Origin of the sequence: Oxynema mangrovii CENA135 (assembly GCF_016632315.1) — a bacterium.
GTDB lineage: Bacteria > Cyanobacteriota > Cyanobacteriia > Cyanobacteriales > Laspinemataceae > Oxynema > Oxynema aestuarii.
The window spans coordinates 1433575-1458285 of the sequence record NZ_JAEOXH010000001.1; the positions used below are offsets into that span (position 1 = coordinate 1433575).

The window sequence follows — 24711 nt, forward strand, 5'->3', positions numbered from 1 at the left end:
TTGTAGAAATAAACCTAAAGTATAGGTAATAAATATATAAAATCAGCAGCCTTCAAGGGAAGGAAGTGAGTTCGGATTGCATTGACCCGGCGCGCGATCGCCCTCTTGCGATCCATTATCCGATAAATTCTGACGACCGACGGACTCTTCCGTCGTCGAAGATGCTTCCCCCTCGGGAGCTTCCCCCTCCGGATTTTCTGCTTCTTCGGCGTCCGCTTCTGGCGGCGATGGATCGTCGCCCGATCCAGACTCGCTCTCACTTTCCGTCGTTTCCGCCTCCGATTCCCCAGGATCCTCCGAGGTCGCGGGAGTCTGTTGTCCGTCCCCCGTCGTCGCTTCACCGTCCGCCTCGCCAGGTTGAGACGCCTCCGTTTCCGAGGGGTTGGCTCGATCGCCGCTCGCACTATTATCAACCGAGTTCGGCGCCGTCGTCCCCGTCGGTGCGGGAGAATGGTTCGATTCAGTTTCCGTCGCCGCGTCTCCATCCGACGCCGTGCGACACCGTTCGGCATTGTAGGTAAAACTAAACGGATAAACGTAAATGGTCGGGCGATTCGTCCCTTCAAAAGACTGTTGTTCGATCCAGTTACTCGCAAAGCCATCGAGAATGTCGTGTCCGGTCGCCGCTAGAACTCGCGGTCCGTCAATTACCGCTCCTTTATCATCGACAAATACGCCAATTGTCCCTTTTCCTTCTAATTTATTGGCACAAGCCTCGGCGGGGTAGCGATCGGCGATCGGGTCTATATTTTCAATGTTAATTTTCTCGGGATCGTCAACAATTTTCGTATGATTTTGAGCTAATGTTCCTCGCCAGCGTACTACTGCACTTAACGATTGAATATCGGTTTCTCTATCTTGCGAAACTGAACCCGTCACATTGCGATTGGCGGCTTCTTGACGTCGTTTTTCTCCGAGGAGGCGATCGAGGAGTTCGCGCCGTTCCTCCGGATTATTTTCATAGTATTCCTGACGTTGTTCGTTATATTCTTCTGCCGAAGCGATCTGGTTTTCGTTATTGTTATTCTGATTATTCTGGTTATTCCGATCGTTAGACGGCGGTTTTTCCTCCGTAGAACTTGGGCGATCGCCCCTTGGGGAACCGCCTAAATTGTAATTATTTCTCGCTCTGTCCAGATAATCTGACGCCACTGTATCTAAGCTTTCTCTAGATAGGGGATTTTCCGCCCCTACCGATTGTTGGCGCCCTAAATCGGCCAGTTTCTGTTCTCCATTCGCGTCGGGAGGATTTTTAAAGCCGGGATCGACCTGTTGGTTCATCCCATCGGTTCCCTGTCCCAATCTGGCATTGGGATCCACCTGTTCCGGCTGCACGTCGAGGGGGGATGGCGGTACGGGTAACGGGGCGCCACTATCGAGGTTATTTTGGTTTTGATTCGTTCTAAATGACCCGAAGGGAGGAGAATTGGGGCGATCGGAAAAGTTGCCAAAATCGGCGGGAGGCGGTGGAGGAGTATTGGTAATCGAACGGTCGTAGCTGTTATAAGCCGAGAGATCGTCCGGTATGTTCCATAAGCTCGGGAAATTCGTTGCGGAATCTGAAGGTAAAGTCGGCAAGCCGTCATCGCGACCGGGAGGCAAGGTCCACGACGGGCTGCGAGCGGGATCTTCGGGAATGGTATAGTCCGTGGGTTCCGGTGGGGGCAGGGGATTGCCCAAACTCGGCTGAGCCTGGGGAACGGCAACGGGTTCGTCAAAATTGGGCAGGCGGCTGATTTCTTCGGGATTGAGTTCGAGCAATCCTACAGGTTCCAAGGGATCGGCTTTTTTAGACCCGAGGGGAAACAAATCCCAACTCCACCCAATCAGCAAGTGGACGCCGATTGAGGCGAGAATCGCCAGTCCAGTCGGTTGACGCACGGAGTCAAAAAGCGTTTTGGCGGGAAACGAGTAAGACATAGGGTCTTGGGAGGGGGGATGGGATGGCGTTGGATGGGGGAGAGTTAGGGTTGAGTTTACCTCGATCTTGCCGATGGCAGGAGCGATATTCTGCCATCTGACGAACTCATCTGGAATTGGGTTTTATTTCACCGACCTGTCGGTAGCGGAAAAGGTGCCTGAATCGGTGGTGGGTACTTCGGCGGGGCGAACTTGAATGATGGTGAGGGAAAAATAGGGCAGTTGGAGATTGTCGCGATCGCGCAAACCCCGATAAACGGTGGCCTCGGGCCAGGTGGCGCGTTCGACGACGTAGGTGCGATCGAGCAATCCTCGCCGTTGCAACACTTGCCAGACTTGCGGATAGACCGAACTCATTTTCATCAGGACCACCGCATCGGCCCAGTCGAGGGCGCGTTCGAGTTCTTCGACGGCGTAGAGGGCGGGTAAAACCGCTAAGCGTTGTCCGGCGATCGTCAGGGGGATCCCCAATTCGGCGGCGGCGGCTAACGGCGAACAAATACCGGGAATCGTGCGAATTTCTAGGTGGGGGTGCTGGCGTTTGAGGGCTTCGCTCAGATAGGTAAAGGTGCTGTAAAAGCTGACATCGCCTTCGCTGACGAATGCCACGTCTCGACCGCTTTGCAGCACCTCCCCGACCTCCCGGGCCGCTTGTTGCCACGCTGCGGCGAGGATAGACTCGTTGCGCACGTAAGGAAAGGTCAGGGGAAGTTTGACTTGACGCTCTTGCAGCCAGTCGGCGACGATCCGTTCGGCCATTCCGATGCGATCGCCCACCCCGGCGGGAAAGGCAACGACGGGGACACTTTGGAGAATTTTCAGTCCTTTAACGGAGATCAGTTCGGGATCTCCCGGACCGACACCAATCCCGTAGAGGGTGCCTGCTGGCTTCATGGAGAAGATAGAGGGTGAAGGTGAACGAGGCTGGCAGGGGGCGGCGCGATCGCCGTCCGTTTCTAGAGCAACCGATCCCCGTTATGGTGGGGGAATCTAGTCGTAGACTCTCTTATTTTACCCGCTTCTTTTGGCGAGAGTCGGAAAGGTTCCTACGGTTTTGGGGACGATCGCCCCTGGAGGAGCGTTGCTGGGAGCCATTGGTTTACAGCAATTCTAATTCTTTCTCCGCTTGCTGTTGCTCCCCTTGGGTGGGGGGTTGGGTCGGGGCTTCGGACGGCTCGTGGGAGTTATCTTCTCGGGAGATGTTTTGGGCGATCGCCTCTTGCGAAACCGGGGTGGGAATCGGCACTTCCTCCACGGCGGGCAGTTTTTCCAAGGTCAAGCGCGACTGATTCGATCCCGAAAGCCGTTGCAATAACTTCGGTTTGGGGTCGTGCAGCAAGTAAATAATGCGATCGCCGCGCTGCCACGCGCCGTCCGACGCCGACGCCACCAACAACTGATCGCGACGTTCGACCAACAACGGCATCAACTCCCCCGATCGCATCAACGCTTGCAAATGCGCCTGTTGAAAGGCCAAACCCGGTTCTTTCAACACCGTTTCACCTAATTTCACCTGACCGTCACTCAAGTATTGATTCCACGCCTTTAACGGCAGATCTTGAATGAACGCCTGTTGAACTTTCGCCTTATTCGTCTTATTCGTCGTCTTCTGTCCTTGCGGATCTTGCGGAAAAATCGCCAGTACCCTCGGCGGGCCGAATTCCTCAACCACGCGCTGGGCCAAGACTAAATTGACTTCGCCATTGCTCGTCATCGCCAAAAATGTTCCCATGGATTCGAGTCCCGCTTCTTCAAGAACGTCGTGATCCAAAGCCGAACTCAAAAACACCCGTATGTTCTCTTGACGGGCCGCCTCGCACGCTTCCGGATTGGTATCGAGCAGGACCACAGATTCGCCGCGCTCTTGGAACAGGCGGGCTACCAAACGACTCAACGGGTTGGAGCCGACGATCGTGGCTCCTGTCGCTTTCGTAGACATGATCCCGAGCAACTGGGCGACCCCCCGCGCGGTCAAGCCCTGCAAGACCACGGTGACGATAATCGTCAGGAACACGAGGGCTTTAATCGAATCCCCCCCGTTGATGCCGCGATCGGTGAGCAAAATCGCGAATAAGGACGCCACCGAGGCAGAAATAATGCCTTTCGGGGCTACCCAACCGACAAATAGCTTTTGCCGCCAATTCAAATCGCTATTCCAGGTACACAGCCAGACGTTGAGCGGGCGCACCAGGAACATCAACGCTAAAACCGTCAACACGCTCCCCCATCCCAAGGCGACAATACTGGCGAGGGATAAGTCCGCCGCGAGCAAGATAAAGAGGACTGAGACCGCAAGAATCGTCAGTTGTCCTTTAAAACGGCGTAAAAGGCGCTCTTCCGGTACCGATGAAGCGCGCAGGACGATCCCGGCGACCACGGTAGCCATCAAGCCAGATTCGCTGCGAATGGCTTGGGCGAGGCCGAATAAGCCCCACACCCCCGCTAAAACCACCAAATTTTTGGAATCTTCGGAGAGAAAATCCGCTTTTTTGAGGAAATAGCCGATCGTCCACCCCCCCAGGGCGCCGATCGCGCTGCCAATGCCCAAACGAATCGTCAACCCCGCAATTAAGCGCAAGGGATCTGCATCGCCGTTGAGGATCACGTCGAGGACGAGTACCGCCAAAATGGCACCCACCGGGTCGATCAACACCCCTTCGCCTTCGAGCAAGGCGGCGACGGGACGCTGGATCTGTACCTGTTTGAGTAACGGGCCGATCACTGTCGGTCCGGTGACGACGACGAGCGCGGCATACAAAAAGGCGATCGGCCAGGGAAATTCGCTCAAGGTATGCGCGGCGATTCCCCCGCCGATCAAGGTGATTAAGGTGCCGACGGTGACTAAGTTTCGCAGACTGCCGGAAACTTTATCGAGATCGCGCAGTTCGAGGTTTAAACCGCCCTCAAACAGGATCAGAGCGACGGACAAGCCGACAATCACTTCCAGACCGTCTCCGAGCAAATGCGGGTTTAACAGTCCGAAGCCGTCGGGACCTAACAAAATGCCGAATAACAGCAAAAAGACGATCCCGGGAATTTTGAAGTAATCGGCCAGCACTTGAGCACCGATCCCTGCGATGACGGTCAACACCATCAGCAGCGTAATGTCAAAAGGCACTTCCATAGGCGTAATTGTCGAGCGGTGAGTTAGCTCAGGTCGAACGCCTCAATTTACAAGATCTCCCGTTTCTCTTGTCCTTCACTCGGTTGCTTGTAAAAAAGGACAACGAGGTCAATGAGACGCCTTACAGACAGGGTACAATTTACAACTTGATGTTAAAAATCTGCTTGCACTGGCACACCTTTGCACTCTCGCGCGGCCATGCGAGCGCGGCAATGCGATCGGGACGGAGCGCGGGTCGCTCTGGGGGTTTTGACGGTAGCGGCCCGAGGAACGCGGACGGTCTCGACGGCGGGGGCTAGGGTTGACTTTAGCATTCCATCAAGGATAGCACATGGGGCATTGGAGCCAAACATTTCGTGGGCGTCCGGTCAGGCTGGGGTAAGTTTGACCTTTGACCCCAGCTCGATTCGGGGGGTTCATTCGTCAGCCATCTGGTTTCGATCCAGATTGCTCGACAGGTAAACGGGTTCGACCCGAATCCCTAAAATGGCGGAGGGACGAATGACCATGTATTCTCCCTGGCTGGTTTTTAAGGGAACATTCACGAAGTCTCGGGAATCCGATTTGGGAACGAGTACGCCTTGATACCATTTTTGAAATTCTTGAATGGTGGTAAAGCGCACGTGTTCGCGATGACCGCCCTCGACGAGCAGGTGAACGGCGATTTCATCTGGGGTTCTCGGCATAAATCAATCACGATCCTCAACGCACCGAGTTTATTATGGTCCGCGATCGCCTTTTTTTGTTCATATTTCGCGAAAAAGCGGTTGAGCTTCCCTCACGAAAATAAATTAAAGCGCTGTAGCTGGGCTTCGAGAACTGATTCCAAGGGGCTTTCTAGGTCTGAGGGCTGTTTGAACCAAATTTGTTGGTGACGCGGGAGGTCGAAGGGTAATTCCTCGGGAAAGCCCTCCCGTTGACCGATGGCGAGGATCAGGTGTTCGCTACGTTTGCTTTGCAAGGCGTAACCGAGCTGGATGCAGACGTTGGCGCTGGGAAGGGAATGCGCGGGGTTTCCCGGGATTTTGGCGATCGCGGTGACGTCGGCGATCGCCAGTAGGCTTTTACGCAGTTTCCGCATCTGGCTATTGCTCAAGCGCATCGGCGCGCTCGGCGATCGCGCCGATTCTTCTAGGGTCAGGGACAGGCGCGATCGCCGATTGAGCTTTTCTAAGCTCTGTTGCAGGGCTTCGCGCAAGGCGTCGCTCGATTCGGGATACTCCTGTTGCGAGCAGAAAAACACGATCGGCTCTAATTGAGCCATGACGTCTTGTTTGGTGAAATAAATCTCGTGACTGATTAAATCGATGTTTGAAATCGCATAACCGCCGCTTCCTTCAATATAAAATTCGACGGTTTCTCCGTCTAAATAACGCTCGAACCAGGGGGAGTTTTTGACGGTTTCACTATCGTCTAAAAAGTCGGCACGCAATCCGGTTTTGAGCAAACTATTTTTACTCAATCGCAAATCGTGAGGCCGTTTTTCTAATTCTCGAATCGGTTCGTAATGTTGGATGTACCAGCCTCGTAGGGCAATAATCGCCATCAGATCTGTTTTCGGGATGCACGGATAATTGACAACGGCGAGGGTCGGTCACTGACACGGTAGATCGGTCTTGAGGGGTCGATGTCCCTCGGTTTGCGGCGATCTTTCCAACAAATTCGAGGCGATCGCCCGTTGCGCTCGAAGCGGCGATCGCCTCGCGACAGTGCTGGTTCCCTTCACGCACAACAACACCCAAGGCTCTACGTCTGAGTCATTTCCTCTTTCAACTGAAACTATCTGGAGTTGCACTCGCCGTCTCAAACTCTTCTTAGAACTCTCGACCGCTCGTTCCCTTGCTCCCTACTTGCTAGTTGAGGAAATATCGACGGAACACTTGGGTGTTGTCGGTAGCTGAATAGACAGATTGACTAGAAACAGCGCTTTGTACCTCTTAGCTTGGATTGAACGTTGGCTGTTCGATCTGCCGATGAAGTTTTCCAACTTCACCTATAACTATAAACAGGGTTTTGTTCGGGATCAATCCCTAGCAACAAAAGTTTACTTCGATCGCCAAAATTGATAAATCCTCTGGCACTTTTCCGGTTTCACTCGCCCTCAGCAGTAGCTTGCAAAAGTTTTAAAAAATGTTAACCAAAGGGGCGCAACCCCTTCCCCAGAACGGGAAGGGATTCTCCCGGAGGCCCTTCGTCGCTTCTCGACGGTGAAGGCGATGGTGGTGGAGCGATACGCCGGAGGCGTCCCTTTGCGAACGCACCTCCCCGGCCTCGAACCGTTATATTGTGAAAGACGCGAGTAGGAGCGATTTGTAAATCGCCCCTACAAAAAAGGCGGTTGCCGTTCTCCCGCGAGGTTTAAATGAACCGGATCGATCCACCGATCGCCCTGCTCGAATCCCCCGATTCGGGAGTGACTGAGGTGAGGGCGAAGCCAGCACCAACGCCACAGATAACGCCACCGATCTTGTTGTCCCAGCTTACGGCTGAAGATCTCCTCCAACGGGGCATGGGTAAGTTTTCCCAGGAAGACTATTCCGGGGCCGTCGAAGATTTCACTCGGGCGATCGAACTCAATCCCCAAATTGCGCGGCTTTACCTCAACCGAGGCAATGCACGCTTCAAACTCGGCGAGACCGAAGCCGCCTTAGAAGACTACAATCGGGCGATCGCCCTCGATCCCGACGACGTGCAAGCTTACCGCTTTCGCGGCTTTGCTCTCTCGGAAGTCGGCAACCACCCGGCGGCGATCTCCGATTACGACCGCGCCTTGACCCTCGACCCCACCCTCAGCGATGTCGTCCTCAATCGCGGTCTGTCTCGTTTTAAACTGGGAGAGTACGAAGCGGCGATCGCCGACTACTCCCAAGCGATCGAACTCGACCCTCAATTTGCCGACGCTTATCTCAATCGCGGCAATGCTTACCAGCAACTCGGCAATTCTACCGCCGCGATCGCCGATTATTCCCGGGCGATCGAACTCGATCCCGAGGAGGCTCAAGCTTATCTCAATCGCGCTTTAGTGCTGACGCGCTTGGGCGAAAAAGAAGCGGCCCAGCAGGATTTCGATCGCCTGCGCCAACTCCAGCCGGAATTAGCCCAGTCCGTTCGCCCAAGTACCCTTTTATTAGAGTGGCAGCAGGCGATCGCTCGCATCCCCCTCACTCCGGAAACAGCGGCGATCGGTAGTGCGGTTTTGGTGATGCTGGTCGGGGCGATCGGCTTGTTACTCTCCAAGCGACGGCGATCGCGCCCCCGCGCCGCCCGATCGACCAGCACCGATCCGTCCTCCACCGCCCCCGCGATCGAAGATCTCACCGCTTCGTCCGAGTCGCAAACGCCTCAAACTCTCAACGATCGCGGTTTGGAGTTGTACGACGCCCGCAACTACCACGGCGCGATCGCTCATTACGATGCCGCTTTAAAAGTCGATCCTAACTATACCCGCGCTTACAACAATCGCGCCGTTGCTTATCGCGCTTTGAAACAAGATCGGGCCGCCCTGGAAGATTGCGATCGCGCGATCGCGCTCAATCCCGGTTATGCTCATGCTATTTACAACCGCGCCCTCGCCAAACGCCAACTGGGCGACTTTTCAGGGGCGATCGCCGATTTTCGCCGCGCGGGCGACCTCTATTTAAATCGCGGACAACAAGCCGATTACGAGGACGTTCTCGCTAAAATTGAGGCGATCGTTGCCTCTCATCCCGATTTAGCCCCTCCCTCGCCTTCGGAAATTCCGCCGGAATCTCCCCCGGATACCACACTCAACGGGTCGTCCGATACTCGCTTACAAGATTCACAGGATTTTCCTGCTCCTGACTCGTAACTAATCTGCGATTTTCAAAAAATTTGCTCGTGCGGCTAAAAAAGAAGGGGAAAATTCCCCCGCGAGGGAATTCTTATGGTATATTTATTTTATAATAGGAATATTTGCATTTTCAAAAAATTTTAAAATATCCCCATTATAAAATAATACTACAGCAAAACAAGCCATAGCACAACCGCCCAGCCCCCTTTTTAGGGCGAATCCGGAAGATTGTTACAAAACTTAATCACTTTCCAAGTCGGAAGTCGGGGGGAAAGCTCGTAACCCCTGACGGCGTTCGTCGAGCCATTGCTGCAAAATCAAAGCGGCTGCCTTGCGATCGATCAGGCCCTTATGGCGGGAGGGAGAAATCCGTTGAGCGTGAAGCATTTGCTCGGCTTCCACGGAAGTCAGGCGCTCGTCTACATAGTCCACAGGCAGATCGAGAGTCCGAGACAGACGACGGGCAAACTTTTGGACTTGTCGGGCTTGAGGGCCGATGTCCCCATTCATCGAATAGGGGAGTCCGACAACGAGGACTTCGACCTCCCGTTCGGCGACGAGCGATCGCAACTCGGCGATCAGATCGGCGAAGACCTTAGCATCTAAGGTGGTCAGCCCCGTCGCGATCAACCCGGTGCGATCGCATCCGGCGACGCCAACGCGCCTGCGACCGATATCTAATCCCAAAGCGGAGATCGTGGTTTTCATCCGGCGTGAAAGCGGGTCTTAGCTACCCGAATCCTCCTCGCGAGGTTTGTCAAAGCGATCGCCGTTATTCGAGAATTGGCGCAACTCTTCAATGGAGGGATTGGAGTCCCCTTGAGGGTTGGGGCGATCGCCGCGTTGGCCCTCTTGCAACCAAGCAATGCGGCTGGGAATCGGCTTGCGAGCGGGTTGGAAACCTTGGAGAACTTCCGACAGTTGCAAGTCGAGAGCCGCAGGTTTGGACTCGCGCAACTTGTGCCAGACCGAGCGAGACATCAGCAAAGTATGCTCGATCCGTGCGGCGCCGATTTGTTCGAGATATTCCTCCCGTTCCGGCTGGTAGTCCGCCGAGGTCAAGTGCAGGGACTGGGGTACAAAATCCCGAGTAATGCGCGCCATTTGGGCGAGCAGTTCCGGATAGAGCCAAGTATAGGCCGGGTGAACGGTTAACTCGGCAGCATGAGGACGGGAGCCATCGCGGCAGAGTTTGAGTTGAAAATAACCGATCGCCGCCTTGCGTTGTGGCTCGAACACGTAAGCGCTGACAACTTCCGTGCGATCGATCCATTGCTGGACGGCTTCGATAGCGGAACGCAGCAAACTGGTTTGAAAATCCTTGACGTGGCGATCGAACACTTGGCGCACTAACGGAGGCATCGACGCCGTATCGAGCTGACACAGCAGTTGGGCGTCCGCATTGCTGACCGGGAGTAAGTTAGGCAAATCCGGTTCGCGCTGGGCGAGAGTTTCGAGCAAAGCGGCATTCATTTCCCAATAGGTAATCTGGGCCAAGCGCTGAAAACCGTTGTGACGGTAGAGAGCCAGTTCGCTCTTGGCGTCGATTCCGACTTCGATCAACCACATGCGCGCTTCCCAAATCGTTTCCAAACAATGGCGCAGCAGTTGAGAATCGATATCTTCAATACAGGCGCCCGGTTCGACGATCGCGCGATCGACGCGCCAGGTGCTGCGGGTTTGATTGAACGGAGAAATCTGGATGACCCCTCGGGTATACTCCTCTTCTTGCGCGACGTGAACGCAGAGCAAGTGTTGGAACGGATTGGGAAACAAACTGAGCAATTTGAGCAACCCGTACCAACGGCGAACCGAGGGGATGTGTCGAGTCAGGTCGAGGGCGCGAGTGGCCAAACTCAAATCCCTTTTGCCTGCCTCAACCCCGTGTTGCACGAGAGATTCAACCGCATCGAGGTCTCGGTATTGAAGCGGGCGGATGCAGAGATTGGAATTTTGGGGCAAGCGTGGATTCATAGTGGAGATAGCCAGCGTTGGATATGACAGTGACAGCACAGTAGGGGAGATTGGCACCCGTCCCGATCCGGGTCGTACCGAGGGCGGTCTTCCCCTACTTTATCGAATCTCAACACGAGGGAGGACGGGTAGAAGCGCACGGGGGCGTCAAGCCTCGCGCTGGAGAGGAGAGGTCCCGCAGCAGTTAGCTCCCGTGCCGTTGCCGCTTCAGAGCTCGATCGCGTCGGCTGTGATGGCGCTAATGTGAAGTTTCCAAGCTTTTCGCCTTTTCCCGTGGGCTTTTACAACTGACCTGAAGCGGTTTTTCCGGGGCGGATCAGCACGACGGGAGTTTGCTCGTCGGCGTTTCCGGCGGGATTGCTTCGCAAGGCCGTTTCTAGAAAAGCAGTGGAAAGATCCGGCGTTCCTGCCAATATTTTAACTGCTTTTAAGTCATTGACATCGACGATCGCGGCGGACAATCCTGTTTCTCGTTGGATATCGGCGACCACTTGCTCGGGACGGTTCGGACCGAGAACGATAAAACTGTCGTAAGGGGGTAAGGTTCCCGTTACGTCGTCGATCAGCCGGGCTTGTTCTCCGGCGAGTTGGTAAAAGCCGCCCCGGTAACCGAACGCGCGCGCGATCGCCCCGCCGACGAAGGCGAAGAACACGCGCCCCGGACCGACCAAATCGACTAAGGTTTGCAAACCGCAAGCGGTCGCCAAACTTGAAGTCGGCAGGAAGTAATAACACAGGCGTCTGGCGACCCAACCGGGACGCACGTCACTGGGGTGACGCCACCGATCTTGCATGATGGCGACGGGGGTTTCGCCGAGGGTGACGATATCGCCCGGTTGGGCGTGGGGCAAGACGTAGCGCTTGACGATTTCGACGGGATCGTCGAGGTGGGTGAGCAGGTGGGTTTTAATGGGGAACACTTCGGCGCCATTTTCCGGCACGGTGCGGGGGTTGGGGGCGACGGAGGGATCCGGATGTTGTAAGGGGATGACGACGTGGCGGACTTTGGGAATGCGACCTTCCGGACCGTAGGTGACGTAGTGAATTTTGACCCAAGCGGATTTGAGGCGATCGAGATCGTTCCCTTCGATGTCGATCGCAATTTTGGCGCGGGTACTTTTGCCAATTTTGACGATATAGCCGAACCAGTAGCCGTCTTCCCGGGCCGGGGCGTCGGGATGGAGGGGAACGACGCGGACGCGGGTGTGGATGTCGTCTACACTGGTTTCGGACAGCAAGCTGACTTGTGCCCGAACTTCCGGCAGCATGATTTCTAGGTTGGGGGTTCGGTTGCGAAATTCGACGATTCCCACGAGTTGGTGACGTTCGGGGGACAGGATTTCTCGATTCCACTCGCCGGGAGGAACGTCTAAATCGTTGCCGGGACGCCGACGGTATTGCCATTCTAGGGCGGCTCCTGCCGCGCCGACGACTAGGGCGGCGGCGGCTAGACTGATTCCGATGGTTGCTGCGATCGCCACAGTTGCCTCTCTGTTGTTTCTCTTGTTGACTGGATAGGGGGTGACGGTCTGGCTCGCGAGTGGAGCGCAGAGGGCGCGTCATCCCCAGATTTATATCATTTTGCCCGATTCCCCCTCGACGGGCGCCGATCGCGACGGCAGCCATTGAGGGAAGGGAACGCGCTTGACTCTGGCAATTTTCCTTCGCCGCCAACCGAGTCGATTCCGGACGGGGGCGAGTTCGGGGCGAGGTCGGTTCATTTTTGCATATTTTAACTTTGCTAAACTACTCCTTTGCCGTCTCGATTCCGGTGGTGACGGCGATCGCCCTTCCGCGAACACCCCCTGAAATTATAGTAATTTTAAAGATTTTCCCCCGAACTCCCCTCAAAAACTTGTAACCTGCCCTTCGCTCCCGACTCCTCCAAAATCTAAAATTCAAAATCTAAAATTCAAAATCTAAAATCCAAAATCCCCAACATTTGACTCGGCTGAAGTTGGATTTTCCATAAACATTTGTAAACTAATATGAAGCGCTTTCTCTGTGTGAGATTTTTTAGGATTCCAATGAAACAACTTGTAACTTTCGAGCGCATTTGCTTGGTCGGCCATATCGTGGCCACGGCATTTGGATTGGCGGGGTTGGTGTTAGTGCTGCCGCATCCAGAATTTATCCTGAATTTACCCGGATTCGGGCAAAAAGCCTTTCAATGGAGCATGGCAGGCGGTGGCGTCGTCTATATCATCCTCGGAGCCGTAGCGATCGCCATTTACGCCAGCCGCTTGTTCGGACTGCGACGAGCCCTGAGCTTTGCGATTCCGGCGATCGCCCTATCTGCGAGCAGCGAACTGATCGGCACCAGTACGGGCTTTCCCTTCGGACACTACCAATATTTAAGCGGTTTGGGCTATAAAATCGCCGGATTGGTGCCGTTTACCATTCCCCTGTCCTGGTTTTACATGGGATTTACCTGCTGGATCCTCGCCCGAGCCGGGTTGAGCGCGATCGCCGCCGCCCCGTGGCTACAGAAAATCGGCGGAATCGCCCTAGGAGCGCTATTACTGACCGCCTGGGATTTCGTCCTCGATCCGGCGATGAGCCAAACTCCGTTTCCGTTCTGGGAATTTCAAGAAGCGGGCGCCTTTTTCGGAATGCCCTATCGGAACTTGAGTGGCTGGCTGGGAACGGGCGCCTTATTTATGGGAGTAGCCACCGTATTGTGGCAAAAAACCGAGATTCCCCTGAAACGCTCTCAATTAAATTTGCCCTTAGCCGTTTATCTGGTAAACTTCGCCTTTGGTGCGGTCATCACCCTGACGATGTTGGATTCCCGCTTTTGGATTCCGACCGTTTTGAGTATAGCTTTAGGAGTGTTGCCTGCCTTCGGACTGTGGTGGATCGCTCGACATCACCACGCCAGCGAAACAGTAGCAAGCGAAGACGAAATCATGGAAACCAATTCGGCTAGTGCGACCACTGTAGCCCCCGTTGAAATGGTGGCCAAGTGAATCCAATTGTCGAGCTTGGCGTGATGATTGTAGGAGACTTGGGGGCGATCGCGCGGGCGCGGTCGTCCCCAGACTTCGCAATGTTGCAACTCGATGGGGTGCTGTCGATCTGGTTATGGCTGGGATTGGGTTTCCAACTCAGCACCGGGGCCGTCTTATTTTGGCGACTGGCCCAAGGCAAAAACCGCCCCCGACCGTTACAACCGGAATGGGCGCCGCCGGAATGGGCCGGAAAAGTCACGGTTTTGTTACCGACCCTCAATGAAGTCAAGCGACTGTCTCCTTGTTTGGCGGGATTGACCGTACAAACCGAAGAAGTGCGCGAAATTCTCGCCATCGACAGCTATTCCGAGGATGGAACCGTGGCCTCGATCGAGGCGGCGATCGCCCAAGATCCGCGCTTTCACTTGATTCTGTACGATCCCAACAGCGATCGCTGGGTCGGCCCGTCCGGCGCCTTGCAAACGGGTTTTTTACGCAGTTCCCCCGAAAGTGAATGGATCTTGCGCGTCGATGCCGATACTTATCCCCGTCCGGGGTTAGTAGCGAGTTTGCTCAAGGCGGCGATCGCCTCCAACTACGACCTCCTCTCGGTTTCCGCCCAATTTATCCTCAAATATCCCGGGGAAGTCTGGTTTCACCCGGCGATGCTGATTACCTTCGCCTATCGTTTCGGGGCGATCGGCAAACGGGCCAACTCTCCAGACCGGGTGATGGCGAACGGTCAATGTTTGCTCTGTCGTCGGCAGGTTCTCGAACAGTTGGGCGGTTTTGCGATCGCCCGCGATGCCTTTTGTGACGACATGAAACTCGCCCGCCACGCCGCCAAACAGGGATATCGCGTCGGCTTCCTCGATGGATCCAAAGTCGTGCGGGTTCGCATGTACGAAGGAGTGCGAGAAACCTGGCGGGAATGGGGACGCACCATCGGCGTGCGCGATGCCTCCCATCCGTGGCAATTATGGCAAGATGTCGTCTTTCTACTCGCCGTTCAAGGACTGCCCCCCCTTATTTTAGGGTTCTACGCGATCGCCGTCCCCCGTTCGCTGCTCTTCCAATGGCCTCATGTGGGCCTGTGGAGCTTCAATTTATTACTCATGCTGGCACGCATCGCCATGTTATGGGCGATCGCCCCCTATTTCGATCGCACCCAGGCTAAAGCCCCGTGGTTATTCTGGCTTTCTCCCCTCGCCGATCCCGTGGTCTGGTTGCGCGTGTTGATTTCCGCCTTACGTCCGCCGAAGCAATGGCGGGGGAGACGGTATTGAGGGGGAAACAAGAGGCCAAAGGTAGATAAGTAAAAGTATTCAATAGTGCCTTGAATTTTATTGTTGCCTTATTTATTTTTATCCTGTTACTCGTGCAAGTCGTCGCTACGGCGATTCTGTTGTCCCGCTTAATCAAAGGGGCGATTCGGCAGCCCGCGATCGCGCCGAGGGAGCCGACACCGGACGATTTGGGGCGCGTCAGCATCGTCATTCCGACCCTGAATGAAGCCGATCGCCTCTCCCCCTGTTTGGAGGGGGTGACCCGGCAAAGTTACGAACTGCGCGAGGCGATCGTCGTTGACAGTCGATCGCGCGACGGTACCCCAGAATTAGTGCAAGCGGCGGCCCACAGCGATCCGAGACTGCGACTGATAACCGACGATCCCTTACCTGCGGGGTGGGTCGGTCGTCCCTGGGCCTTGCATACCGGGTTTTTACAGAGTTCCCCGGAGAGTGAATGGATTTTAGGACTCGATGCCGACACTCGACCCCATCCCCAATTAGTCGCCTCGGCCCTACAGGCGGCCCTTCGCGGCGGTTACGATTTAATTTCCCTCTCGCCGCAATTTCTGCTCGAATCTCCCGGGGAAATCGTGCTGCAACCTGCGTTATTGATGACCCTGGTTTATCGTTTCGGGCCGACGAATACGGAGGCGGGATCTCCGGAACGAGTGATGGCGAACGGACAGTGTTTTCTCTGTCGGCGGGCGGTTCTCGAACGGGTTGGCGGCTATAGCAGTGCGCGCGATTCCTTTTGCGATGACGTGACTCTGGCCCGAGCGATCGCCCGCGCCGGATTTAAGGTGGGATTTCTCGACGGGGCGAACGTGTTACAAGTCCGGATGTATGAAGGGGCGTTAGAAACTTGGCGGGAATGGGGGCGATCGCTCGATCTCAAGGATGCTTGCTCGAAAGCGCAGTTATGGGGCGATTTAGGCTTTCTAGTGGCCGTTCAAGGCTTACCTTTACCGATCTTGGTGGCCGGGGCGATCGCCGCCGCGATCTGGGGAGTTGAGGGATCTTTATCGTGGAGTAAGATCGCCTTACTCGGCTTAAATGGCCTCTTGTTGGCGATCCGCTTTGCCTTGAGCGCGGCGATCGCCCCTTCTTACGATCTTCGGCGATCGTCGCCTCTGACGGCCCTATTATTTTGGTTCTCTCCCCTCGCCGACCCCTTAGCGGTCATTCGCATTTTTCTGTCGAGTTTGCACAGACCCAAGCGGTGGCGGGGCCGAGACTATGGGGAATTTTAGCGTTTAGATTTTAGAGTGTAGGGATCTCGCGGACGGATCGAACTCAAATCCCTAAAGACTCAATGGCGGGCAAGATGCCCGCCCCACCCAAGTACCAGACAAAATTTTCAAGCTGGATCGCGGATTGGAACCTAGCCTCCCCAAGGGATTGGGGAGGAAAGTAGAACCCTTCGGCAATTGACAAGTGTGTCTTCCAGTTCTCGAAACTGGATCCCTACTCGTCAACGCCTTCGGCATTGACCAAATCCACTCTTTCTAATTGCCAGAGAATTTGGTTGCCCTCACGTCTGACCCTGGAAACAATCCAGTTACGCCAAACCCAGTTGTCTCCGCGACTGGTGACCGCGCTGGCATTGATATCCATCAGGTCGGCCAGTTCGGAACTGGTAATGAGGTAGCCTTTGCTGGCAATTTCGTCAGCAATGGCGAGGGTTTCCATGAGGTTTTGAAGTTGAGTGACCCTCACCTCACGGGGTAGGTTGTCAAGTGAATCAGCATTGGAATAGGCAGTCATATCCATATCGGCCAAATCCGAGGTTTGAAGGTCAAAAGTTTTGCAACATTGTAGCGCTTTGACAGAAGTTGGGAAGCAGGGGAAGGAGCCAGTAACGGAGGAGTCCCCAGACAAGTCTGGTGGAGTTGAGGGGTTTGGTCGGGAGAGGTGATTTCTCTTTAGATTGCGGCTGAAGGCACGGCATCGAAGAGTAACCGCGCCTAGCATAGGCGATGTCTTTGAAGTCGTCAAGTTTTCTGCGGATCTACGGGCTTTTTCGTCGATGGCGTTGCGAAGTTATCCGATTTTGTGTTTTTACCCGGGCATTGCAAGGAGTGCGATCGCGATCTCCAACCTCAATGATTCTGCTTTTTAGATATCGGCGCGCGATTTGAAAAATGACTGCAACTGTAGTACAATTGTTATCGAGTCAAAATATTTCATTTTTTCCTAATTAACGGCTTTTCAAGACTTTCAAACTGAATTGAGTGTCAGTTGTTTTGTTCTTGTTTTGAATTGACCGATTTGAAGTGACCGAGGCGAAGCGCGATCGCCGCTCTGATGAGAATTCAGATTTTTGCGAGTTCTCAAGCCGTTTCCCCATTTCAGGGGTCGATATTTTTAGAGGATCGTTCCGTGTTCGCCGCTCGATCGCGGGAGATCGACGGTGAAGTTTCAGCAAGCAGATGACATCTACATTGTTTTTCGTCAATTTCGGCACGATCGCCCCTTCCGAGCTGTGATTTTATCAGGAATTTCTGACCCTGGAAAAGAACGATCTCCTGGGGTCGATTTAACTTTTGTAAATCGGCTTGCTTTTTCATGGGCGATCGCCTATCTATGAGCCATGATTAGGAGTTTCCTTACCCCTCTCGGACGGGGATTACCCCTACCCAATCGGGCAACTGTTGGGGAGATCGACGAAATTTTTTGTAGATTTGCCGTCATGCTCAGATCGTGACAACCTCAAAATCCGAACAACTCGAACATCTAAATCATTCAAAATGTAAACATTATCACAAATTTACCGATCGCCCGATCGCGCCAATGAAGAATAAGAACATCTAGAAACAGTCGCGATCGCGGATTGTGCAACAAACAAAAAGGAGAATTCAGGAAAATATATGTTTCTCAAACGCTCTCTACACGCCACTTTTATTGTAATCGCAATTTGGGCGTTTGTAGCGAGTCCAAAAACCGATCGAGAACTGTCCGAACCGACCCTATTGTTCGATCGCTACGAAGCGCGCGCCGACCTCGGAAGCGACGATCGCCCTCGGGGTAACATCGAAGGAGCCGATCTAAATGAGCCGAGTGCAAGCGCAGCACAAAACCTCAGTATTTATAAGGAATCGCGCGATCGCAGAATACGAATAGAAGCGGTATTTTTACCGGAAAATGAGGGGGTACAGCCCGCGATTGCCTTAGATCGAAACCGCGATCGAAACCTGGAAATCGCGATTGAGGGGAGCGATCGCGGCGTATGTCAGTTACCTGAAAAAAATTGGTCTTTGAATCAGTATAAATACGATTTTCGCACGGCGATCGCGACAGGCTATCCGAAGTTAATCGGAATCAATAGGAACTGATGGGATAGGGAAAGCTTGGGACAAGCCGAACCCCAAGCCGAACGACAAAAAAGACCGCCCCACCTCCCCGCTCAAATACGACGTCAAATCGGCGTTCGCATAGCATCTGCGTAGGAGAATCGCGATCGGGATTTTCGCTTGACGAACGGAGATCGAAAATGAGATAAAACCCCTCACGATCGCCGATTTTTAATCAGTTTTTCGCGGATCTGTGCTAAGTTCAAATCGAAACGAGCGGCGATCTCCTCGACGATCTGTCGTTCCGCTTCCGTCATCGCCGATGACGGCGCCGTGGTGCGATAACATTGGGCGACGAGAGGAACGGCAAAATCGCGGTCGAGTCGGTCGAGTAACTCGTCGAAATGAATCGGATCGTCTAACTGAGCTTCGATGACGGCGATCGATCGCGGCGTAAACTCCATCAACTCTAACTCGCGCAGGAGTTGCGATCGCGACGTTTCCGGATGTCTGGCGTCGAGAACTTCGGCAAAAATCCGATCCATAATTTCTTTCTGGGCGATCGCCTTTTCTAAATACGCTTCGCTGTCGCGGGCGATCGTTTGTGCGGTGACTTCCGAGGTGAGGGGATTGACTTTAGCTTCGTAAAAGCGACAGGCGGCGTAACCGAGGAGATAAAGCAGCACTGCATTCGTACTGGCGCCGATCGCCGCGCCTGCGATCGGAATATTGCGAAAAATCCCCAATCCTGCCTTAACTGCGCCAGAACCGCCTAAAGATAAGCCAAAAATCGCTAAAACTTCCGCTTTGCGCGCCGACTGGTTTAAATCCAGCCCGTAAGCGGCAGCAATTTGATAAATGGTTTCCGCTTGTAACACCGTCGTCGCCGCCAAATCGACGCCGAACAGGGCGATCGCGAAACCGGGCAACATACTGCTCGCCAGCCCGATTCCCGCCGCCTGCACCGCTTTGTCCCACATGACGCGATGGGCAATTTCGGGGGGCGTTTCGCTGGGATGGGCCTGCTGGAGTTCGCGAACGGCGCTATACGCCTTGTCAACATCGACTTGACCGATAAAGGCGAGCAACCAATCGGCGTGCAACCATCCGGCGACTTGTTTCAAAACCGGATTAGTGCCGATCGCGTCGAGGGTTTTTCCCGTTTCTTCCGTAGCGCGATCGACGAAGATATCCACCTCGCGGGCGGCGGAAACTCCCGCTTCCGTGGCGCTTTCGCCCAATTGGGTCACCATGGCGCCAATGGCTTGAATTAATTCGGAGAGGCGATCGATCGCGAGGCGATCGGCTTCGATCCCGGCGCGGTCTAATTCTTGCTGCAGATCGTCGATTGCTTGGGCGATCGGATCCTCCGACGCCTTCGACTCGAATTGAAAGTCGAAATCCAAGTTTTTCTGGTTATCCATATTGACCCTCCAATCACATCGGATATTTTGAGAAAAAATTTTTCCCTCGACCGAGGGCGATCGCCCCCGCCGTCCAAACAGTCCCAAAGACTATTCTCAAAAACTATTCTCAAAAACTATCCAGCCATCTCAAGACTTTGGCGCGATCTGCAAGTCCGACACCAAAATCTCAAATTAAAACAATCTCAAATCTAAACAATCTCAAATCTAAAATCGATCGCGCCTCCCGCAGAAGACGCGATCGATCTGAATCGATCCGAGATCTTATACCGCGACTCCCGTGGTCGGTTTCGCGGGTTCGGGCGATCGGATCCCGAGTCGCGCGTCGTACAATTCCACCACGCGATATTCGGCGTGAGCCAATTCATTCGCGATCGTCGCAAAAATCATCGTCGAAACGGGATCCGTATATTTAGACGCCAGATGGGCCGCATCGATCGCCCCCGTTTGTAAGTCGCCCAAAGCCCGACGTAAAATATCGAGGTCGTTACTCGACGGTAACCAACTCGTCAGCGTTGCCAGCGCTTCGCCGACAAACGACGGGATCGCGGGTTGTCCGCCCAAAGTGCGGATGCGTTGTTCGAGCAGTTCGAGGTGACGCCCTTTCGTTTCGGCAATTTCGCGTAACAGCAAACTGGTAGCCGCATCTTCGGTTTTGTCTGCATAGTGCCGAAACGCCTCTTGGGTGTAGCGTTCCCCAGCCAGGGCTTTATTCAACCCTTCGACAATCTCATTTTTACTCGATCCGCCCCAGGCTTCACCGAGTTGCCACCACTGGGCCTCGCTGTCGTTTTCGTCGGGAAGGACGCGATCGGGAATTTCCAGTTGCAGGCGAGAGAGAATCGCCGTGGTAAAAATCGGCAAGTCGCCGGGTTGACGGGAGGTAATCAACTGGGTATCGATCGCCAGAGGTTCGTCAATATAAGTCCCGCCCGCATTTTCGATGTCTTTGCGAATGGCGCGATATCCAGTGACGCGACAACCGCGCAGTAAGTCCGCTTCGATCAAAAGCTGCGGTCCGTGACAGATCGCCGCAATTAATTTACCCGAGGCGGCAGCTTCTTTGACAAATCTAAGCGTGTTGCGATTGGTACGCATTTTGTCGGGTGCGCCACCACCGGGAATGACCACGGCGTCAAACTCGCGCGGACGCGCTTCGGCGGTGGTGGCGTCGGGTTTAATGCTGACTTTACCCGACTTGCCGCGATATTCTTCGTTCATGCGCGCGCCGAGGACTTGTACCTGCGCCCCCGCTTCTTGCAGGGCTTGGTAAGGGACTTGAAATTCCGAATCTTCGACGTTTTGTTCGATTAAAATGGCAACTTTTTTGAGCTTTTTAGAATTATCGGCTGTCATAAAAGACCTCTAATGACTACAGGGGTGAAGGGGATTTTCAGTTCGTGGCAATCCCGTTCGTTGTTAGTTCAAGTTAGTTCAAGTAAACCCACCCGGATTCATCGACGCGCAAGGCGTTGCGGTCCATGTCTAAGGCAGTGGTTTCGTCGAAAGTAATTTCTAAAATTCCTTCTTGAGAAAACACTTTCGTTTCCGCTTGTAACAAGCCGTCATCTTGTCGTTGGAAGGTGACGGTTACCGGGTCTTCTAGTCCGGTGAGGGTGATTTCACGATCGCCCATTAAAAAGCGGTCTTCCGTATCGCCGACGACTTGATATTTAATGGGTGCGGCGGTGGTGTTGACTAAGCGGATGCTAAATTCGCCGTTGTCGTCGGGAACTGCGGCGACGGGGGTGTTACGCGATCGCGGTAGGGGTGTTCTTTGCGCTAACATTTCGGCGTTAGCCCTTTCGCCGTCTTTATCGCTGGCGCGGGTTTCGGCGATCGCCGCGCGCGGACTGGCACTCATAGTGAAGAGCAATCCGCCTAAAATAGCGGCAAAAATGCTTAAATTGCGTTCGAGACGGGAGTTTAGATTAAACATGTTGTTGAACATAGGTTTTATCCTCGTTTGTTTTACAGGAGAATTGAATTAAGGTTCTAAAACATCTAAAAAATTTGAAAATTTTGGCAAATCTAAGGGAGGGGCGATCGCGGGGTTCTCCATGATTGGAAACCCCAGGACGATTGACAATCCTCAGTTCGCCTCAGTCGGCGCGAGGCGGATCGCGCCTCGGAGACTGAGATTGAGAAAAAGTTCACTCCGCCAGCAAACTGCGAAGCATCCAAGCTGTTTTCTCGTGAACTTGCATTCGTTGAGTCAGCAAGTCGAGGGTGGGTTGGTCGTTCGCTTTTTCCGCGATCTCAAGCAGTTCTCTCGCCGTTCTGACCACGCTTTCTTGACCTTCCACCAAGCGGCGAACCATATCCTTCGCCCCTAAAACGCCGCGATCTTCTTCGATCGAACTGAGGCGCGCGAATTCGTCGTAAGTTCCCGGCGCGGGGAAGCCTAACGTGCGAATGCGTTCGGCGATTTCGTCCACGGCCAAGGCCAACTCATTATACTGCTCTTCAAACATTGTATGCAGCATGTGAAACATCGGTCCGGTGACGTTCCAGTGAAAATTATGGGTTTTTAGGTACAGAGTATAGGAATCGGCCAGTACCCGAGACAATCCGGCAGCAATTTCGCGACGGCTGTCTTCGTCGATCCCGATGTTAATTTCCGGTTGAGTAGCGGCGGGACGAGTACCTGTAGCGGTCGTCATGAATAAACCTCCTTAAATGTGTTTTAAAACTGTTTTAGATGCTCGATTGCTTTTGGAAGGACGCGGGGATTGAAGTGAGGGAAGAACCCCCGGTCTTCGAGGGGGCGGCGCACTTAGATGACGCCCGTTCCTTTGCCCCGGCGATCGCCTTCCATGGTCAACTTGCCTTCTTCGTCGTGATGCTTGACCTGTTCTTGCTCTTGCAAGCGGGCTTCCCGGTTCGCTTCTTCCCGTTCGCGCAGGTCGCCGGGTTCGTTGACGTACATTTCCGGCTCGATCGCGTAGTTGTTGGCGCGGCCTTCATTATCTACGGTATAACCGCCCGTCGTATCGATTCCAGAACGACCGTCTTCGGGTTTACTTTGGAAATTCTCGCCCTCGCGTTCTTGGCGGGCGGCGATTTCGGCGGGTTCGATGCCGCGATCGTAACCCGGTTCCATGCGGTCTTCTTTAACTTGTTTGTCGTTATGGCTGATGCGATCGACGCTCATATATAAACCTCCTTGCGGTTTAGTTCGATTACATTAATACCCTAACCAGTAGGAGGGGGCATCTCAAACTATCTCTGGTAAGAGCTTTGAATTACGTCTGTAGGTAGAGACCGCAAGGTTTCGAGGCGATCGCGCGATCGACTTAGGGGCGATCGTTACGAGGGGAGTCGCCGAGGGCGATCGCGTGGCGATTGGGGACGATCCGCGATCCGTAGCGATTGGCGTAGACTTGGGTAAATTCCGCCCCAAAAAACAGGATTTGCGCCGAATAGTTCACCCACAGCAGAATGACGACGAAGGATCCGGCAGCGCCGTAAGCCGAACCGACGCTACTATTACCGAGGTATAAACCGATCGCCCATTTACCCACGGCGAATAACAACGAAGTAATCGACGCCCCCATCCAAACGTCACTCCAGGCAACTTTGGCATCGGGCAGCACTTTATAGATGGTGGCAAATAAAACCGTAACGATCGCAAACGAAAGGGTTAAATTTAACACCTGCCACAATAAAATGACGTGGGGGAACAGGTGGTCGAAATATTTACCCATCGCCGCCAACCCCGCACTCACCGCGAGGGAGACCAACAGCAAAAAGGCGATCGCCAAGACCATCGCAAAGGATAAAAACCGCTTTTGTAACAAGCCTTTTATCCCCCGTCCCGGTTTCGGTTGGACGTTCCAAATCGTATTGAGGGCATCTTGCAGTTGGGTAAACAAACCCGTCGCGCCAAACAGCAAAATCGCGATTCCGGCGATCGTGGCGACGATTCCCGATTGAGGACGGCGCGCGTTTTCAATTAAATTTTGAATCACTTGCGCCCCTTCGCGTCCGACGAGACCCTGCAATTGGGCGACGATTTCTCCTTGGGCCGCGTCTTGTCCGAACACCAACCCGGCGACGGCGATGACGATGATTAACATCGGTGCGAGAGAAAAGGCGGTGTAATAAGCTAATGCAGCAGCCAGTCGCGAGGCTTTGTCCTTTTGCCAAGCGATGAAGGTCAGTTTAAGCAGTTTGAAAATCAATTTAAATTTCACGATCGAATCGAGGTTTGAATCGGCTACTCAACGAGCTTTATTGTAAAAGGCGATCGCGAAGTTCGAGGCTGCCGCATTCGATGTTATTTTTAATGGGGTGAATGTCGAGCTGCCATTGTCAAATTGCACTCGCCAACCTTGAGAGATTTTATCGAGTGACAGCAAGGGTGACTGATTCTTTATTACAAAACGTCAATCTGTATTTAGTCGGGATGATGGGGTCGGGAAAAACCACCGTCGGGCGCTTGTTGGCGCGAGAACTCGGCTATCAGTTTTTCGATACCGACGAACTGGTCGAAGAAATTGCCGGATGTTCGATCGCCCAAATTTTTGCCGACGCGGGAGAGGCGCAATTCCGCCAACTGGAAAGTCAAGTGCTCGAACAACTGTGCGCCTATCAAAAATTGCTAGTCGCCACGGGAGGGGGGATCGTTCTGTCTCCCAAAAATTGGAGTTACTTGCATCACGGACTCGTCGTCTGGTTAGACGTTTCCGCCGAACAGTTGTACCGACGCCTGCAAGGGGATAGCAGCCGACCTTTGTTACAAAATCCTGACCCGTTGGCGACCTTGCGATCGCTGTTGGCGTCGCGACAAGGGTTATACGCCCAAGCCGATTTGCGCTTGGTCGTCGGGGAAGGAGAAACCCCGGAAGCCATTGTGCGACGGGCGATCGCCGAAATTCCCAAATGCCTCAAAACGACAACGGTCGATCTCAATTGAAACCCACCAT

General features: G+C 54.0%; 21 protein-coding genes. 6 read left to right on the forward strand and 15 right to left on the reverse strand.

The window, feature by feature from the left end; translation table 11 throughout:
- Window positions 1–42 precede the first annotated feature (42 nt).
- From JJD41_RS05550 to JJD41_RS05570, 5 genes are all read right to left on the reverse strand, one after another.
- Window positions 43–1920 (reverse strand): hypothetical protein, encoded by a 1878-nt coding sequence (locus JJD41_RS05550; RefSeq protein ID WP_200665073.1) that lies wholly within the window; start codon window positions 1918–1920, stop codon window positions 43–45.
- 123 nt (window positions 1921–2043) lie between these two features.
- Window positions 2044–2814 carry a precorrin-2 C(20)-methyltransferase gene (locus JJD41_RS05555; protein WP_200665074.1) on the reverse strand — a complete coding sequence of 257 codons (771 nt, stop codon included), beginning with the start codon at window positions 2812–2814 and terminating at the stop codon, window positions 2044–2046.
- Window positions 2815–3019: 205 nt separating this feature from the next.
- A complete protein-coding gene (locus JJD41_RS05560) occupies window positions 3020–5044 on the reverse strand; it encodes a cation:proton antiporter (RefSeq protein WP_200665075.1) in 2025 nt (674 codons plus the stop codon).
- 416 nt (window positions 5045–5460) lie between these two features.
- A complete protein-coding gene (locus tag JJD41_RS05565; protein ID WP_200665076.1) occupies window positions 5461–5730 on the reverse strand; it encodes a hypothetical protein in 270 nt (89 codons plus the stop codon).
- 92 nt (window positions 5731–5822) lie between these two features.
- Entirely contained in the window at window positions 5823–6590 is a 768-nt protein-coding gene (locus tag JJD41_RS05570; protein WP_200665077.1) for a hypothetical protein, read from the reverse strand.
- A gap of 816 nt (window positions 6591–7406) precedes the next feature.
- Between JJD41_RS05570 and JJD41_RS05575 the strand changes: the two genes are divergently transcribed.
- Window positions 7407–8873, forward strand: a complete 1467-nt coding sequence (locus JJD41_RS05575; protein ID WP_200665078.1) for a tetratricopeptide repeat protein — start codon at window positions 7407–7409, stop codon at window positions 8871–8873.
- A 222-nt stretch (window positions 8874–9095) separates the two neighbouring features.
- On the opposite strand, the gene ruvX is transcribed toward JJD41_RS05575, so the two are convergent.
- From ruvX to JJD41_RS05590, 3 genes are all read right to left on the reverse strand, one after another.
- Window positions 9096–9563, reverse strand: coding sequence for a Holliday junction resolvase RuvX (gene ruvX, locus JJD41_RS05580; RefSeq protein ID WP_200665079.1), 468 nt, complete (start codon window positions 9561–9563; stop codon window positions 9096–9098).
- Window positions 9564–9581: 18 nt separating this feature from the next.
- Window positions 9582–10829 (reverse strand): GNAT family N-acetyltransferase, encoded by a 1248-nt coding sequence (locus tag JJD41_RS05585; RefSeq protein ID WP_200665080.1) that lies wholly within the window; start codon window positions 10827–10829, stop codon window positions 9582–9584.
- Between the two features lie 281 nt (window positions 10830–11110).
- Window positions 11111–12310, reverse strand: coding sequence for a F420-0:Gamma-glutamyl ligase (locus JJD41_RS05590; protein WP_200665081.1), 1200 nt, complete (start codon window positions 12308–12310; stop codon window positions 11111–11113).
- 546 nt (window positions 12311–12856) lie between these two features.
- On the opposite strand from JJD41_RS05590, the gene cruF reads away from it, so the two are divergent.
- From cruF to cruG, 3 genes are read left to right on the forward strand one after another with little or no spacing between them, the layout of a single operon-like run.
- Window positions 12857–13798, forward strand: coding sequence for a gamma-carotene 1'-hydroxylase CruF (gene cruF / locus JJD41_RS05595; RefSeq protein WP_200665082.1), 942 nt, complete (start codon window positions 12857–12859; stop codon window positions 13796–13798).
- Window positions 13795–15066 carry a glycosyltransferase family 2 protein gene (locus JJD41_RS05600; protein WP_370583736.1) on the forward strand — a complete coding sequence of 424 codons (1272 nt, stop codon included), beginning with the start codon at window positions 13795–13797 and terminating at the stop codon, window positions 15064–15066. The genes cruF and JJD41_RS05600 overlap by 4 nt, the downstream gene beginning before the upstream one ends.
- Window positions 15067–15116: 50 nt before the next feature.
- Window positions 15117–16319: a 2'-O-glycosyltransferase CruG gene (gene cruG, locus JJD41_RS05605; RefSeq protein ID WP_200665084.1), complete on the forward strand. Its 1203-nt coding sequence runs from the start codon at window positions 15117–15119 to the stop codon at window positions 16317–16319.
- A 214-nt stretch (window positions 16320–16533) separates the two neighbouring features.
- Here cruG and JJD41_RS05610 read toward each other — a convergent pair whose 3' ends face one another.
- Window positions 16534–16839, reverse strand: coding sequence for a hypothetical protein (locus tag JJD41_RS05610; protein WP_168569158.1), 306 nt, complete (start codon window positions 16837–16839; stop codon window positions 16534–16536).
- Window positions 16840–17936: 1097 nt separating this feature from the next.
- On the opposite strand from JJD41_RS05610, the gene JJD41_RS05615 reads away from it, so the two are divergent.
- On the forward strand, window positions 17937–18401 hold the full coding sequence (locus JJD41_RS05615; RefSeq protein WP_200665085.1) for a hypothetical protein: 465 nt from the start codon (window positions 17937–17939) through the stop codon (window positions 18399–18401).
- 173 nt (window positions 18402–18574) lie between these two features.
- On the opposite strand, the gene JJD41_RS05620 is transcribed toward JJD41_RS05615, so the two are convergent.
- The 6 genes from JJD41_RS05620 to JJD41_RS05645 form a co-directional block, all read right to left on the reverse strand.
- Window positions 18575–19783 (reverse strand): hypothetical protein, encoded by a 1209-nt coding sequence (locus JJD41_RS05620; protein ID WP_200665086.1) that lies wholly within the window; start codon window positions 19781–19783, stop codon window positions 18575–18577.
- A 264-nt stretch (window positions 19784–20047) separates the two neighbouring features.
- Window positions 20048–21139: a DJ-1/PfpI/YhbO family deglycase/protease gene (locus tag JJD41_RS05625; protein ID WP_200665087.1), complete on the reverse strand. Its 1092-nt coding sequence runs from the start codon at window positions 21137–21139 to the stop codon at window positions 20048–20050.
- Between the two features lie 73 nt (window positions 21140–21212).
- Window positions 21213–21734: a hypothetical protein gene (locus JJD41_RS05630; protein ID WP_200665088.1), complete on the reverse strand. Its 522-nt coding sequence runs from the start codon at window positions 21732–21734 to the stop codon at window positions 21213–21215.
- A gap of 202 nt (window positions 21735–21936) precedes the next feature.
- On the reverse strand, window positions 21937–22446 hold the full coding sequence (locus JJD41_RS05635; protein ID WP_200665089.1) for a Dps family protein: 510 nt from the start codon (window positions 22444–22446) through the stop codon (window positions 21937–21939).
- A gap of 113 nt (window positions 22447–22559) precedes the next feature.
- Entirely contained in the window at window positions 22560–22937 is a 378-nt protein-coding gene (locus JJD41_RS05640; RefSeq protein ID WP_234488522.1) for a hypothetical protein, read from the reverse strand.
- A 142-nt stretch (window positions 22938–23079) separates the two neighbouring features.
- Window positions 23080–23979: a YihY/virulence factor BrkB family protein gene (locus JJD41_RS05645; protein ID WP_200665090.1), complete on the reverse strand. Its 900-nt coding sequence runs from the start codon at window positions 23977–23979 to the stop codon at window positions 23080–23082.
- 212 nt (window positions 23980–24191) lie between these two features.
- Here JJD41_RS05645 and JJD41_RS05650 point away from each other — a divergent pair, with 212 nt between their 5' ends.
- Window positions 24192–24701 carry a shikimate kinase gene (locus tag JJD41_RS05650; RefSeq protein WP_234488716.1) on the forward strand — a complete coding sequence of 170 codons (510 nt, stop codon included), beginning with the start codon at window positions 24192–24194 and terminating at the stop codon, window positions 24699–24701.
- Window positions 24702–24711: the final 10 nt, after the last annotated feature.